We start from the raw sequence: 14,746 nt of genomic DNA on the forward strand, positions 1-14,746 counted from the left end.
TTGTATTCCGTCAAAAAAAGGATACTACTTTTCGGAAGAAAAGACAGAAATTTCAGCCTTTGAGTAGCATTGAGATTTACCCAGGTATCCGCTCCTTTTATACCGACGTTAAAGTTACTCAAAAAAAAGGTTTTGGTTGCTTCAATTTAGCTGTTTATTGGAAAAGGAAGTATCGAGGAAAGCAAGATAAGGAAGCTTGGTATTTATTAACTAATTTACCTGATTTAAACACTGCCCTCAAAATATATGCTCAACGTTTTGGGATTGAGGCGATGTTCAAAGATTGTAAAACAGGTGGGTACAATTTAGAGAGTTCTCAAGCTAATCCTGATAGACTTGTACGTCTAATTTTCTTAATTGCTTTGGCTATGACCAGTGCTTGGTTACATGGGCAAAGAACTAAATTTCAAAAACTTGATTCTTATATTTGTCGCCAAGAAGAAAAAAATAGAACCCAGAAACGTCATAGTAATTTCTGGATAGGTTTATATGGTTTCAATTGGATAGTTGCTTGGTATGGGTGTCAAGCATGGGTCGAGGAACTGGTCGGTTTCAGTCGCAATAAGCAAGCATATTATCAGCGCGGGTTAAGGGCTATGAAGCTTATACAGCAAGCACTTTAGCTTGCTTGTCGCCCCTTGAAGTTTTAGAGAGTCTTTATGTAAGTCCTGCTAATTCATTTCTTGAATTTGTAAGCGGACAGTGTGTTCTGTTGTTCCGCTGAGTTGCAGTTCCATAACTTCCGTACCAAGAGGTTCAATGCAACTGAGGAGCGATCGCAAGTTTGGTGTACTGGCACCAGTATCTACATATAATCTATCTGCTAGGCTACTGATGCGTTTCCAAGTCATGTATAACTTGCCAATTAGTTGTTCCATTTGCGAAGCTTGATTGACTAAATCAGCAGCTACACTTAGACAGCCAACTCTGTGGGCTTCTTCTAAGGCGGTCTCTATGTCGACTTCTTCTTTAGCCAGTGCTTGGACTTGTGCCGCAGATTTGAGATATTTGGCTAACTGTCGCGCTTCTGTAGTTGCCTGCTTAATAGTATCTATATCAGGGTTGGCAATGATTTCTTTTTGAATAAATTTTTGGTGTTGTTCTGGCAATTTTTCCATTTCTTTTACCAGTGGGGCAATATATCGCGGTGGTAAGGAATTATCCGCGGCTTTGACCTTTACTGGTTCAGGGATTAAATCTGAAGACATCGCCATCCATTCATCAGTGAGTTGGCGGACTTCTCGGCGTGTAATGCGATCGCCTTTTTGGGCGGCTTCACTTACCATTTGTTGTACTTCTGGGGAAGATTTCGCTGTTTCGACAAAGGCGCGTTTGCTAAAGTTATTAACTGCGGCAGGTTCCAGTCTACCTTCTTCTAAAAGAGTATCGGCACTGTTGGCTAGTTGAATCCAAGAATAAGCTTGACTTTTGCTAATTTCTCTTTCTTTTAGCCATTTAAGAAAGCCCGTACCGCGTCCATCGCCACCTTTTTTCTCTCTATCGCGTACTGCGCGTAAAATTCGCCCCCGCCAAATTTCTGTTTGCAGGTCAAAGCGATCGCATACTTGCCAAGCTATATCCAACTGCTGTAAAAAATCAGACTCAGGAATTTGCTCATCTTCTGGATCTGGCAGTTCAAAACTGAGATCAGTTGGCTGTTGTAGGGCAGCAGCAAGGTCATTAATAGCGTCGGTATCTTGCACGGTGGAAAACTGACTAGGGTATGCGTCGGCTTATTATGACATAATCTGCGTGTGATAAAGCAAGATTCCGTTTTTGGTTCCTATGTGTACATGCTGGGTGGAAGTAATTAAAGCAAAGTTTTGCGGGTGTAAGAGTGAAGGTTTTTTACACCCTTACACCCATTTACCTCTACACCCTAATATCCATAGTTAATCTACACGTTAAATAGGAATAACAGGACATCCCCTTCTTGGACGATGTACTCTTTTCCTTCACTTCTGACTAAGCCTTTTTCTTTAGCACCTTTCATCGAACCATTGGCTACTAAATCATTGTAAGCAACGGTTTCGGCACGAATAAATCCCCGTTCAAAATCAGAGTGAATGACACCTGCGGCTTGGGGTGCAGACATACCTGCATGAATTGTCCAAGCACGGGTTTCTTTAGGGCCACTGGTGAAATATGTCCGTAAACCCAATAGTGTGTAAGTTGCGCGAATCAAAGATTTCAATCCGCCTTCTTTCGCACCTAAAGATTCTAAGAAATCAGCTTTTTCTTCTTCAGCTAATTCAACTAGTTCTGCTTCTACTTGAGCAGAAACGATGACAACTTGAGCATTTTCTTGCGCTGCGATTGGCCGGACTCTTTCGACAAATTCATTACCTGTGGCTAAGTCATCTTCGGAAACATTAGCCGCGTAGATAATCGGTTTACTAGTTAGCAGTCCTAGCCCTTGAATAATTGCGGATTCTTCTTCATTTAAACTGACTTGACGTACAGATTTACCTTCATTTAAAGCTGCAATTAGTTTTTCGAGAACTGTGATTTCAAATTGAGCATCTTTGCTGGTGCGGGCTTGTTTGCGGGTGCGTTCAATACGGCGCTCAATTTGCCCTAAGTCGGCTAAACCGAGTTCCAAATTAATAATTTCAATATCTCGTGCTGGATCAACAGAACCCGCAACGTGGATAATGTCATCATTCTCGAAACAACGCACCACATGAACGATCGCATCAACTTCTCTAATGTGCGATAAAAACTGATTCCCCAGTCCTTCACCTTGACTTGCACCTTTTACCAAACCGGCAATATCCACAAACTCAACACGGGCTGGGACAATTTGTACAGAACCGGAAATTTGTGACAGCACATTTAACCGTTCATCCGGTACTGCGACAACGCCGACATTCGGTTCAATCGTGCAGAAGGGAAAGTTAGCAGCCTCCGCTTTCGCATTGGCTACTACGGCATTAAATAAAGTAGATTTTCCGACGTTGGGAAGTCCGACAATTCCGGCTCTTAGCATTTTGGAGTTAGATTTTGGATTTTGAATTAAACTACTAAGATAATTCAAACAGGTTCAGGTATGGTTTGGGGGATTGTACCGGGGACAGTTTGGGGAATTGGCGCGGGTACAGTTTCCGGTACAGGTTCGGGAATCACTGGTTGTGGTGTCGGTTCCGGTCTGGGTAGGGGGTTCGGCTGCGGAGTCGGAATTTGTGGTTCGGGAATGGAAATAGCTTGAATATCAATCATGGGTAGTCTGGTTAAATTATCTGACTATCCCCAAGCTAGATGATAACTTCAGATGCTGACATCTGCCTAATTGGTTAGAGGTTGTTTGAAAAGTGGTTGGCTGTGATTTTAGGCACTAATCGATCCCCCCTAACCCCCTTTTTATTTACAGGACTGTTTCATTAGACCTCTTGCACGAATCAAGAAAACAGGGCAAGTTCATAGTTGAGAAGCCCAGCAATCAAATTGCAACGTAGACCAAAACGTTTTCTGCGATTACGGTATTGTTCTTTGAGGATGCGAAAAATCTTCAATCGGCGGTTGATATGTTCACCAACAACAAGTAGTTGAGCTAGATTTCGATGATGCTGACGTTCAGGAGTGGATAAATTAACACCACGAGGCTTTTTAGTGGGAATGCAGCTATGAGTATGGAGTTTAGCTATACCTTGGTAGCCTTTATCTGCTAAACATAACTGTGAAGCATGAAATCTCACTTCCGTGTTTTTTAGTAAGCGGAAGTCATGAATGCGACCAATACCATAAGCCGTACAGATAATTTTGCCACTACTTTGGTCAACTACTAATTGTGCTTTCAAGGTATGACGTTTTTTCTTGCCACTATAGTAGCGACGCTGTTTTTTTTGGGCTTTCCACAGGTGTCTCAGTCACATCTACTACCATTACTTTCCATTCAGATGCTTGCTGATAAAGCTCTTTTTTTCCAGGTAATCGGAATGCTCCCGACTTAATTAAAATATTTTCCACCTTCCCCACTATCCGACATACTGTGGATTCATGTATACCCCAACTTTTAGAGATATGGAAGTAAGTTCGATATTCTCCGGAGGCGGAGCGTCTCCGGCTCCGCGCCAATATTCCAGTGCCACTAGTAAGTGGTCTTCTACTCTTAACTTTGGCTGCCCTCCCTTTTTCCCAGTTCTCACCAGTTCTGGCTTCAGGACTTCTACCATCTTCCCAAATGTAGCTATATGCACCCCACATCAGCGTTTAAATTCTGATGCTGGTAGGTCTTTTATCTGTTCGTAGCTCATTGCTCTTTCATTTTTGACCAGTATTTTTTCATGCTTACATTATTCGTGCAAGAGGTCTATTTAAAATTGTGCCTTGTTCATCAACTTGACATAAAAGCAATTTCTACTTTCTGCTCCTCACCTTCGGTGACAAACATCGGATAAATCAAAGTTTATGAATCGAAACACCAGTGAGATTTTTGATTAAAAGCCAAGTTTGGCTAACTAAATCAGCCTCATTCCAATTATTAGTTGATTTTTGGTAAACATCTGCCCCCAAATTCTCTATGTAATGTCTATCCTGGAATAGTAGGGGAATCACCTTAGCGTAAACTGCCAACAGGTGTTAGATGCTGCAAATAGAACAGATATTACACCACCGTTATCAAATCCAACGGCAACTAGGTAATAATGGCATTCGCCAAACTTGGCTGGCCAAAGATTTACAAGCTGCTGATGGGGAAGAATCATTAGTGGTGGTGAAACTTTTGGCTTTCGGCGGAACTGTCCAGTGGGATGACTTGAAGTTGTTTGAGAGAGAAGCACAAGTTCTCAAACAGCTAAAACATCCGCGCATTCCGCAATACATTGATTACTTTTGTATTGATGACCGCACATTGTGGTTTGGCTTAGTCCAACAATATATTCCTGGGGAATCACTCAAAGAAAAACTCATAGTTGGTAAACGCTGTACAGAAAAGCACGCCAGGAAAATTGCGACTGAGGTTTTAAAAATTCTGATATATCTGCATGAATTGAATCCTGGTGTGTTGCATCGGGATATCAAGCCAAGCAATTTAATTTGGGGTGAAGATAATCAGATTTATTTGGTAGATTTCGGTGCAGTTCAAGATAGAGCTGCTAAAGAAGGTGTGACCTTTACTGTGGTTGGAACTTATGGTTATGCGCCGATGGAACAATTTGGTGGTCGGGCTGTTCCTGCATCTGATTTGTATGCGTTGGGAGCATCGTTAATTCATTTATTAACTGGTGTTCCCCCTGGCGATTTACCGCAACAAGATTTGCGATTACAATTCGCTGATCGAGTGAACGCAAGTTCTAGTTTTGTGCGCTGGTTGCAAAAGATGACTGAACCCGCACCAGAACAACGCTTTAGTAATGCCCGCCAAGCACTGGAGACTTTAAAATCGAATTTGGCTGTCAAACCTGTCAGCCATAAGATAATTAATAATTCTGGTTGTGGGATTAATTCTACGGAACCAGTACCAGAAGAGATTTTGGGATGGAATTGGGGGGCTTTTTTATTACCTTGGTTTTGGTTATGGACTAATCAGGTATGGTGTGGATTGTTTTGTTTTGTACCACAAATTGGTTGGTTTATGGCGATCGCTATGGGGGCAAAAGGTAATGAATGGGCTTGGAGAAGTAGACAATGGCGCAGTATAGAACATTTTAAAGAACATCAACGCGGTTGGGCGATCGCAGGCATTCTCATCGGCGCACCCATGAGTTTGATTTTATGGGTTAGCGCATTTCTAGTTATGAAGTCAATCTTTTAAGGGTGTCTGAGTTGTTTTAGAGAGATATATCCCCGACTTTTTCAAAAAATCGGGGATCTGAACACCAGGATAGATCACTTTTTCGGCAAACTTTATTTAGTATAAATTTCCGGAAACGTGGTTTCAAGTTTAGCTAATTTTGGCAAGTCATGGGCTACGACATAGCGACTATCAGGATTACGGGCAATATAGTTTTGATGGTATTCTTCAGCTTGATAAAAACCTTGTAATGGACTTACTTCGGTGACAATTTGCTTGTTAAAGATTTTCTGCTGATTGAGTTGATCAATATATTTCTGTACTTCTTGTTTTTGTTGGTCGTTAGCAGCAAATATCACTGAACGATATTGTCTACCAGAGTCTGGCCCTTGGCGATTTAATTGCGTCGGGTCATGGGCTACCAAAAAGTAAACTTTTAATAGTTGATTGTAGGAAATCTTTGAGGGATCATAAGTGATTTTGACTGATTCCGCGTGATTAGTAAATCCAGAACTGACAAGTGAGTAGTCTGCGGTTATCGCATCGCCACCAGAAAAGCCAGAAACAACATCAGAGACACCGTTGAGATGCTCAAAAACTGCTTCCATTCCCCAAAAGCAGCCACCACCAAAAACGGCTACCTGTTTATTTTGAGGTGTAATGGTTGAGATATCACTGGCGGGCGTGGGAAACATAACACGGGATACACCATACAGAAGTAGAAAACTCAAGGATATGATCGATAAGTTGCGTACTAAGTGGCGAGAGAGTGTAAAGTTGTTACTTGACATGAGTGTGTAAACTCCTTTGATGATTGATTTAGTTTTTTGGTTATGAGATAGCGATCGCTATCTTGAAATTCAACTCGGTAATAAAAATTTATAAAACTAAGACAGCACAAGACTTTTAACTCTGTTACCTATTACCTGTTCCCTCCTAATAATGTAGGTAATTTCAAAATAAAAATACTGCCATTCCCCAGTTCTGAACGAAGTTCGATTGTACCGCCAATGCACTCTACAAGGCGTTTGACGATACATAAACCCATCCCAGTGCCGCCTGTAGAACGCGTGCGAGACGCATCTACGCGATAAAATGGTTCAAAAATGCGGGACTGTTCTAATAAGGGGATACCACATCCTTTGTCGCTGACTTGAATCATTGCCCAACCATTAGCTTTACTTAACTGCAATGTAATTGGCTCATCAGGATCTGAGTATTTGACTGCATTAGCAATTAAATGACTTAATATCTGCATTAGCTGGTGGCTTTCTGCTTTGACTTCAATCGGAAAAGGTGGGATTTCTAGCTGAATTAACCGATGATGAAATTTTTCTGTCATCCCAGCCATAGCTGCCAGCAAATCATTAAGTAATAAAGGTTCAGTTTCCCAGGGACAAGGAATTGTGCTGTTATCTGCCCGTGCTAAATATAGTAAGTCTTGCAAAATATGATTCATTCTTTCCGCATCAGAAACAGCCATTTCCAGAGTTTCTTTCTGGGAAGCAGCTAAATTATGACTGCGTTGTAAGCTTCTTTGCAGATATCCATAAACCATGCTCAAAGGTGTGCGTAATTCATGGGCTAAATCGCTGAACAACTGGCGCTGCTGTTCTTTGGCTTCTGAAAGTCTGGTTAAAAATTCCATCCATGTCTGGGCTAACTCCTGAATTTCGCTTGGTGTTTGATTCAAACCTAACTGGTGGGGAGTTAGTTCAGTTGTGCAGGTTTCTGCCCATTGATTCATCTGTTGTAATGGTAAAAGCGATCGCTTAATGAACAACGCCGTGAAAACAATTGTAGTAGTAAGCGAGAAAACGCCCATTATTCCCAAACTTTGAATCATCGTCAACAGTTGAGCATCATCAGCAATACCATAATTTTGATGAGCAATCATCAGAAACTGTCTGATTTCCCAACCCGCCCAAATTGTAAAGCTACTTAGTCCGAACGTCACAATTATAATGATGCCAACAGTCAACCGGAAATGAAGTGAAGCAGTGTCAATTCTAGCTACAAAAAACTCAACTAATTTTCTTGGGAAATTTCCGGCAAAATTCATGGGAATATCTCATATATATAGGATTAATATTTGCTTTTTTATTTGCCTTTTTTGCTGTTCCCTCCCTACATAAGTATGTTCAGTAATTAAATCAGAATTCTTATAGCAATTAATTGCCATAAATTGCCCTACCTGAGTTGACCATTCAAAGAAAATCCAAGTACCGCTTTACATAATTTAAATTTAGTCGCATAACACTTGAGAAAAATGAGTTTTTCCTGAATATAGTTAAAGCTTTTGCTGAAAAAAGAGTGGCAGTTATTACTAATAAAATACTTTGTCAGTATCAAACTGGATTTTATCACCCATTGACAATGAGAGATTTGCTTCTGAAATACCCTTATTATGAGGGTGATTTTCTGTGTACTAAAAACCATAATTTACCATGCTGTATAAAGATTTTTTGCCTTATAAGATTATTATTTTAATAGAGTATTTTATAGGCATTTTTACAAAAGTTTAATGTCATAATGAGCTTTCTTTTAAATCAATAAATTAATGTATTAAGTTAGACAGATTTAGCAATATAGCGATTTCCGATCAAGTGAGGTACAGAACTAATGTTTTTGAACGCAGAGGGGCGCAGAGTTAAGCGCAAAGTTGAGGCAGCGCGATCTTGGGGGTTTCCCCCATGAGCGACTGCCGACCCAGAGAGAAGTTGCCAGGAGGTTTCCCTCCAAGCAAACTTTGGTGGAGTTGCCTAATTTGATTAGCAATGTATTTAGTACTTCAGCCGATTAGGAAATGCTATATCAGGTTTCATTTGTGGTAGTTTATCTGCGTTAATACTCACTACAGCCTCAGATTCATCGTTGTCATCTCAAGTCGCATATACAGTTAATGTTCCCAGTATCACCAACTCTGGTGTCCGAAATGATACGCATCTCTAAAATTAATGATCAAGGATGACCTTTACGGGTGATTCTGTAATTTAGACATGTTGTAGCTGATCAACTCTCTGTCGCTAACCAAGCGCGTAAAACTTCTGCTACTGTCCAAGCTTGGGCAGTACATCCACGCGGAGTCATCGGTGCATCCCCATCAAAAATCTCGCTGAGACTACCAACACCGTGTACTGTGAGATGATTAGCCATTGGTTCGAGAAATTGCCGCGCCTGTTGTGGATTTTTGTAGACGCGCAGATGAGCGAGGACAAATGACCCCAACAGCCAACCCCAGACTGTTCCTTGGTGGTATGCTCCATCGCGTTGATACTGATCACCACCGTATATTCCCTGATATTGAGGATGGTCGGGAGAAAGCGATCGCAATCCATGAGAAGTCAGCAGCATTCGTCCACAAACTTCTACGACGCTTTTTTGTTGGGCTGGGGTGAGGGGGCTTTCTGGTAAAGACACAGCAAAAATTTGATTGGGACGCAACGCCCCATCATCACCACCAGGACTATCGATTACGTCATAGCAATAACCTTGCTCCTCATTCCAAAAGCGCGAAAATCTAGCTAAAGCACGGTCTGCCATTGCCTCATACTCTTGATGCGGTTTACCCAGTTGACGGGCAAACTTGGCCATTGTGCGTAAGGCATTATACCAAAGGGCATTAACTTCAATTGGTTTGCCAATTCGCGGTGTTACTACCCAATCTCCAACTTTGGCATCCATCCAAGTCAGTTGTGTACCTGTCACACCTGCATAAAGTAAGCCATCTGTAGGATCAAGGTGGATATCATAGCGTGTGCCGCGACAGTGCCAATAAATGATATCTACCAGGACAGGAAACAACTCACTTAGTAAATTATCGTCGTTTGTGGCGTTGTCATAAGCGCGAATTGCTTCAAAGAACCAAAGTGTAGCATCGACTGTATTGTATTCTGGTTGCTCACCCGCATCGGGAAAGCGATTGGGTAGCATTCCCTGGTTTACATACTTAGCAAAAGTCCGGATAATTGCCCGTGCGACCTCTGGACGACCAGTAGCAATTGTCAACCCAGATAGACTAATCATTGTGTCTCGTCCCCAATCACTAAACCAGGGATAACCCGCAATGATAGTTTTGCCGTGAGCTTCTTCTGGGACTGGGCGGTCAACAATAAACTGGTCAGCAGCTAGTACCAGATGGTTAATCCAGGCGGGAGACTCCTGAGCATCCAGGGGGCGATTACTTTGCCAAAGTTCTGTTAGTTTCTGCTCTTGAGTGCGGCGTAATTTGAGTGCGGTTTCACTGTGCAAATCTGCTAGTTTTACTGTACTGGCGACAAAGGTGACTGCTTCTCCAGGATTGAGTTTCACGGCAAAAGTGCCAGCGTGGAGATGATCTTCTCTGTCGTTCAAGCCCCGATAACGCTCAACTGCCAAGTCAAAGTTATAGTACCAATTGTGAACGAGTGAAGCGCTGCCCTGATCACTCAACAAATAAAATGGTGTCGCACTGGAATCAGCAGTTATGCAAATCCCTTGTTCTACCTGCTCAATAGACATTTGCCAGCCGTTGCTGTGGGTGTCACTGTGATAATCACGGTAGTTGACCATTGCTTTGAGTGTCAGGTGCAAAGGTTGGGTAGCACGCCGCAGAACATATTGGATATATGTTGTGTTTGCGCCTTGCTGCATCCAGATGCGCTTTTCTAACAAAGCATCCGCCACAGCAAAACACCAGAGGGGAATTGCACCTTCTAAAGCAAAAGATTCAATGTGTCGATAACCGTGGGGGCTAACAATTTGATCTGCCCAACGATTTGTATGTAGGGGATAATAGCGATCGCCATACAAAACGGTTTCATCTAATTTTGCCAGCAGTAAAGTACGACCTAATGGTGGCTGTAATGCTGCTACAAGTAAACCGTGATAGCGACGGGTTAGCAACCCAGTCACAGTCCCAGAAGCGTAACCACCTATGCCATTGGTGACTAACCATTCCCGTGTCTCTGCGGTGTCGAGATTGCCACAGATTTCCCGCCCAAATTCCATATACATAAGAAAAATTGAGTGATTTTTTAGGTTATCACCAAAATCTACTCACTACAAAGCGCTATATATGCTTTGCTGTACTAGTATCCTACCGTTATTTTGTCATATTAAATTTACTTAGACACGTACATAATAAATTTCAATGTGGCAAGTTGACCTTTTTCGGAGATACACAAACTATGCCTAGTATTTTTTTGGACTCAAAGTAACAGTATTTAAACTTTTAGATTGGCAATTGCTGTCTTTATCTAACTACTGTCATCCATCTATTGATATGATTTCGGTAATTGATATTTATCTGTTCTCTATTTGGCGAATCCGTTCTTACCCAGGCTAGGCAGTTTCCACGTAAAGATAATCTGGACAAGACAGTAAATTTGCTGTTGTAAAAATGACTGTGTTATTCCAACTGTTTGCTGCAAAATATAAATTTCACAAAACTATAAGTATTTATTCACGGTATTTAAAGTTACCTTTCTAGAAAAAATGTTGTTTTCAATATTTAAATTTAGATTTAACTTATTTTTATGTTTAGATATTTAGCTTACCAAATCAGTATATTCAGTTAAGATTAAGCATGTTTTACTATTTAGTTGCTGGTTCTGGACTGCTAGACTCCCTGGATTAATTTCATTTTGTTATTCAATAGCTGTTAGCCCATATCGCTCCCATGCTGACCTATCATCGCAAGCCTGTGTGCTTATCACTAATTTCCACCGACCTGCCATTCTGGTCAGTGGTAGAAACTGCCGGAACACTGTATCAAAAAGATACTGAACGATTTCATTTACTGTTAACTGCACCGCCTCTAATTACCTGTGAAGTCGAAACTTCTCCAAGTACAGAGGCAACTTTGCCCCACAGAACAAATACTGCCTACGTTCCCAGCAGCCCTAGAATTTTGTGGCTGGAAATTTCTCCATATCGGGTGATTATGACTATGCAAGGTAATTGTCAAGTAAGTTACCGCCACTTCTGGGAACAAGGCGTATATGGTGTTAGCCGTTATTGGTTGCCAACGGAATCATTACAACCACATAATCCGATTCGCTTACGCAATTTTACGAAAACATTAACACTCGCTGGCAAGCAATTTCCCGAACACTTGCGGCTAGAATATGAATTGTGGGCAGAAAAAGTCCAACTGGGATGTTACATCCTCAATTTAGAAATTAAACACTGATAATTCCAACTTTTTGATCATGCCTTTCCCAAACTAGAATTGGGGAAGGCTAAAATTACCAATCTTTACTTTGTTGCTCTCCAAAAACTTATAGCCAGCTTGTTTAAAGGTGATAACGTGAGTCTCCAACAAAGTCGCACTGGCGAAAACAGGCCGCATCTCTAGGTTTTGAGTTGGTTGACCAGTCCTTATCTCATCCGTTGGTTGAGGATGTTTCTTAGGAGGTTTGTCAAATTCACGTTAATTAAGAGCAATACTAAAGAAGTGAAACACAAAAATATTAACCATTTTTTTATTCCTAACAAAAAAAGAAAAGAGGGATTGAACAACCCCTCTTTTCTTTTTATGGAAATCACATTATCTAGATTTACGCTTTGATGACGACAGGCTCATATCCAGCATCATAAGGTGTCACCACAGAGATAAATATCAAGGGTTCATCGCTATGATTGAAAACACCGTGAACAAACTGAATTGGTGCTACAACCACATCACCTGCTGTAATTATTTTGCGAGTACCTTCTTGATCTAAATAATATTGACCACTACCGGATAAGATTGTCCAGGTATCTTGACCATTCGGATGAATGTGCGCTCCAATTTCTTGGCCGGGTTTAACATACCAAGCAACAACAACCGCATCTGGTGATTCCGTCACAACTGAACGGATTGGCTCACTGTCTGTGGGTTGAAAAAAATCTGCGCTCTTGAAAATCCTATCTATATTCATTTTTCTACTAATCCATACTTGAACAAAATGTAAATGGAGAATTTTCGGTACAAGCCCCACCCCTTCAGGGCTGAATTAATCCAAAATACTCGCTGCGCTGCGTACGCTTCTCTAACGCTGCACTATCAAGAGTGTGGAGTCAATCCAAAATCCAAAATCGTCAATCCAAAATTGATTGACATTTTCAATCAAGAAGATGGCAATGCAACTTTCAATCGTTTCAACATAGTTTCTCGTGCTTGCATTGCGAGGTCATCATCTAACGGTTTCAAGCTGATGGGTTGTTGATATTTCAGCCGCAACGCTGTTTGAATTAACCAATCAGCCACAAAGGGGTTTTTGGGTAATAAGGGGCCGTGAGAATAAGTTGCGATCGCATTCTGATAAAATGCGCCTTCTGTACCATCTTCACCATTATTGCCTAAACCATACACCACGCGCCCCAAGGCTTCTACTTTGCCTAATTTGGTGCGTCCACCGTGATTTTCAAACCCAACGAGATAGGGTTTGCGACCTGTCATTTCTGCTAAATCTTGTGCTAGGCGTGAGGCTGTGACTTCAATTACCAAGTTACCAATGCAACGTTTGGTATTTTCCCCAGGATGAATTGAAACTAAATCGAGGATTCCTAACCCATCAATCCGCTGTCCCAGTCCTGGTTCGTAATAATGTCCTAAAAGTTGGGGTGAACCGCAGGTAAAAACTCCTGGTGTCCCATTTTCGATTTTTTCGCGCATTGCATCGGCTTTCGCCCCTTGCAAGTCACGCATGACAATTTCTTGCTGACGGTCTTGTGCGCCACCACCCACAATTACATCGACAGCTTTGATATCTTCGGCGGTGGAGTTTTGGTCTAGAGGTAATATTTTAACCGTGTATCCCCGCCACTGGGCGCGACGTTCTATTGTAATTACATTACCGCGATCGCCATAAGTACTCATCAAGGTCGGATACAACCAACCAATTGTTAATTCTAATTGTTCAGAACTCATAACTCTTTACTGATAACTGATAATTTATAACTTTTTTCTCTCTATGGTTGCAGAATCCGGCGCATATCCACAACCGGAGACGCTGGGGTCAGCATATCGTAAATCCGTCCTCGGTAATGGGTTTGGTAGTTAAAATTTTTGGCTGGATGTATAGCAATTGTTGCCAGGTTTCAGTATTTTAGGTCACAGTTTTGTAATTGTCAGACAGCCATAATCTCCACAGGTAACTGTAAATTTACTAAATGCTGGGTAAACAGTTACACATTTTTGTGCAAATTTCCGAAAAAGTTAACCTTGTTTAACTAAGCAACAAATTGTGAATATCTAAAATGGAGATTATATGCAAGCAATTGAAGCTCCTAATTTGACGGTAATTGCCTTTGAAAATGCAGTTCCTCTGTCTCAACTACCTTCTGTGTGGCAGGATATTGCTAAAGGATTGGCAAATGTGGGCATCTCAGATATACAAAGCTATGTTGAGATGGCACAGTTATTTCAATATAAGTTAGAACAGGGTGATGTTGACTTATTTAACGAACATCCAGAACTAGAATATCTCAAATCTTCATTCTCAGAGCTATTGGGAAAGTTAGCTTGGGAAACCCTAGAATTTTATGGTTATGACTTTATCAAAACTAGCTATCCAGATTTTACTACGCTGCTTGAATATGTAGAATCAAAGGGGGAAGAGTTTGCCAATGAAGTAAAAGTAGCTCGAATAGGCATAGAACTTTTCCAAGAGTTTGGCTATGAACTACCAGCTAGTTTTTATCATGTGCATCTAGCACCAATTTACCGCGATCATGTATTTGAAGAACGCGCTTTAAGGTTTGATAAGCGGGATATCAAACATAAGCGTTCTTGGGATGCGATATTACACGCAGGTAAGGTTTTTGCGATGCAAATGAAGGTGCAAAGTATCGCCTCCAAATATGGCTTTACTTATCAGCATGGTTGTGGTTGCAATTCTCATTTATCTTCTATTGATACATCTCACGGGGTATTTGAGTATGAATTCAATCCCGAAAAGCGTCAACGGTGGTTGAGAAGTTTTATCTGGACTGCTTGGTATGAATACGCTTTCTTTCCTATTGTCCCGAATACCAGTTATTTAGTGTAGG

At 41.3% G+C, this 14,746-nt stretch carries 12 protein-coding genes and 1 pseudogene (1 of these 13 running past the window's edge); 4 read left to right on the forward strand and 9 right to left on the reverse strand.

Annotated elements, in window-relative coordinates; translation table 11 throughout:
* Positions 1-623, forward strand: partial view of a transposase gene (locus NOS7107_RS29150; RefSeq protein WP_083889697.1) — the 3' portion only. It extends 7 nt beyond the left edge of the window; the window shows 623 of its 630 coding nt (coding positions 8-630); its start codon lies beyond the left edge, outside the window; its stop codon occupies positions 621-623.
* A gap of 48 nt (positions 624-671) precedes the next feature.
* On the opposite strand, the gene NOS7107_RS09510 is transcribed toward NOS7107_RS29150, so the two are convergent.
* The 4 genes and pseudogenes from NOS7107_RS09510 to NOS7107_RS09525 form a co-directional block, all read right to left on the reverse strand.
* Complete coding sequence (locus tag NOS7107_RS09510) at positions 672-1,703, reverse strand: hypothetical protein (RefSeq protein ID WP_015112756.1); 1,032 nt, start codon at positions 1,701-1,703, stop codon at positions 672-674.
* A 194-nt stretch (positions 1,704-1,897) separates the two neighbouring features.
* Entirely contained in the window at positions 1,898-2,989 is a 1,092-nt protein-coding gene (ychF, locus tag NOS7107_RS09515; protein ID WP_015112757.1) for a redox-regulated ATPase YchF, read from the reverse strand.
* Positions 2,990-3,033: 44 nt separating this feature from the next.
* Entirely contained in the window at positions 3,034-3,219 is a 186-nt protein-coding gene (locus tag NOS7107_RS09520; RefSeq protein WP_015112758.1) for a hypothetical protein, read from the reverse strand.
* A 179-nt stretch (positions 3,220-3,398) separates the two neighbouring features.
* Positions 3,399-4,196 (reverse strand): annotated as a pseudogene (locus tag NOS7107_RS09525) (IS5 family transposase).
* A 386-nt stretch (positions 4,197-4,582) separates the two neighbouring features.
* Here NOS7107_RS09525 and NOS7107_RS09530 point away from each other — a divergent pair.
* Positions 4,583-5,752 carry a serine/threonine-protein kinase gene (locus NOS7107_RS09530; RefSeq protein ID WP_015112759.1) on the forward strand — a complete coding sequence of 390 codons (1,170 nt, stop codon included), beginning with the start codon at positions 4,583-4,585 and terminating at the stop codon, positions 5,750-5,752.
* A 92-nt stretch (positions 5,753-5,844) separates the two neighbouring features.
* Here the strand turns inward: NOS7107_RS09530 and msrA are convergent, their stop codons facing one another.
* The 3 genes from msrA to NOS7107_RS09545 form a co-directional block, all read right to left on the reverse strand.
* Positions 5,845-6,426, reverse strand: a complete 582-nt coding sequence (gene msrA / locus NOS7107_RS09535) for a peptide-methionine (S)-S-oxide reductase MsrA (RefSeq protein WP_253274537.1) — start codon at positions 6,424-6,426, stop codon at positions 5,845-5,847.
* Between the two features lie 227 nt (positions 6,427-6,653).
* A complete protein-coding gene (locus NOS7107_RS09540) occupies positions 6,654-7,793 on the reverse strand; it encodes a cell wall metabolism sensor histidine kinase WalK (protein WP_015112761.1) in 1,140 nt (379 codons plus the stop codon).
* Between the two features lie 950 nt (positions 7,794-8,743).
* A complete protein-coding gene (locus NOS7107_RS09545) occupies positions 8,744-10,726 on the reverse strand; it encodes an amylo-alpha-1,6-glucosidase (RefSeq protein WP_015112762.1) in 1,983 nt (660 codons plus the stop codon).
* A 664-nt stretch (positions 10,727-11,390) separates the two neighbouring features.
* Between NOS7107_RS09545 and NOS7107_RS09550 the strand changes: the two genes are divergently transcribed.
* Positions 11,391-11,903, forward strand: coding sequence for a hypothetical protein (locus NOS7107_RS09550; protein WP_015112763.1), 513 nt, complete (start codon positions 11,391-11,393; stop codon positions 11,901-11,903).
* Positions 11,904-12,270: 367 nt separating this feature from the next.
* Here NOS7107_RS09550 and NOS7107_RS09555 read toward each other — a convergent pair whose 3' ends face one another.
* Positions 12,271-12,633, reverse strand: a complete 363-nt coding sequence (locus NOS7107_RS09555; protein ID WP_015112764.1) for a cupin domain-containing protein — start codon at positions 12,631-12,633, stop codon at positions 12,271-12,273.
* A gap of 188 nt (positions 12,634-12,821) precedes the next feature.
* The gene (locus NOS7107_RS09560; protein WP_015112765.1) at positions 12,822-13,625 is read right to left on the reverse strand and encodes a type 1 glutamine amidotransferase; all 804 of its coding nucleotides are present in this window, start codon (positions 13,623-13,625) and stop codon (positions 12,822-12,824) included.
* Between the two features lie 340 nt (positions 13,626-13,965).
* Here NOS7107_RS09560 and NOS7107_RS09565 point away from each other — a divergent pair, with 340 nt between their 5' ends.
* Entirely contained in the window at positions 13,966-14,745 is a 780-nt protein-coding gene (locus NOS7107_RS09565) for a hypothetical protein (RefSeq protein WP_015112766.1), read from the forward strand.
* Position 14,746: the final 1 nt, after the last annotated feature.

Origin of the sequence: Nostoc sp. PCC 7107 (assembly GCF_000316625.1) — a bacterium.
Taxonomy (GTDB): Bacteria; Cyanobacteriota; Cyanobacteriia; order Cyanobacteriales; family Nostocaceae; genus Nostoc_B.

Coding starts and splice junctions, on each gene's coding strand:
- NOS7107_RS09560 (WP_015112765.1), bottom strand. CDS start 13,625: ATGAGTTCTGAACAATTAGAATTAACAATTGGTTGGTTGTATCCGACC.
- NOS7107_RS09545 (WP_015112762.1), bottom strand. CDS start 10,726: ATGTATATGGAATTTGGGCGGGAAATCTGTGGCAATCTCGACACCGCA.
- msrA (WP_253274537.1), bottom strand. CDS start 6,426: ATGTTTCCCACGCCCGCCAGTGATATCTCAACCATTACACCTCAAAAT.
- ychF (WP_015112757.1), bottom strand. CDS start 2,989: ATGCTAAGAGCCGGAATTGTCGGACTTCCCAACGTCGGAAAATCTACT.
- NOS7107_RS09530 (WP_015112759.1), top strand. CDS start 4,583: ATGCTGCAAATAGAACAGATATTACACCACCGTTATCAAATCCAACGG.
- NOS7107_RS09565 (WP_015112766.1), top strand. CDS start 13,966: ATGCAAGCAATTGAAGCTCCTAATTTGACGGTAATTGCCTTTGAAAAT.
- NOS7107_RS09555 (WP_015112764.1), bottom strand. CDS start 12,633: ATGAATATAGATAGGATTTTCAAGAGCGCAGATTTTTTTCAACCCACA.
- NOS7107_RS09540 (WP_015112761.1), bottom strand. CDS start 7,793: ATGAATTTTGCCGGAAATTTCCCAAGAAAATTAGTTGAGTTTTTTGTA.
- NOS7107_RS09520 (WP_015112758.1), bottom strand. CDS start 3,219: ATGATTGATATTCAAGCTATTTCCATTCCCGAACCACAAATTCCGACT.
- NOS7107_RS09550 (WP_015112763.1), top strand. CDS start 11,391: ATGCTGACCTATCATCGCAAGCCTGTGTGCTTATCACTAATTTCCACC.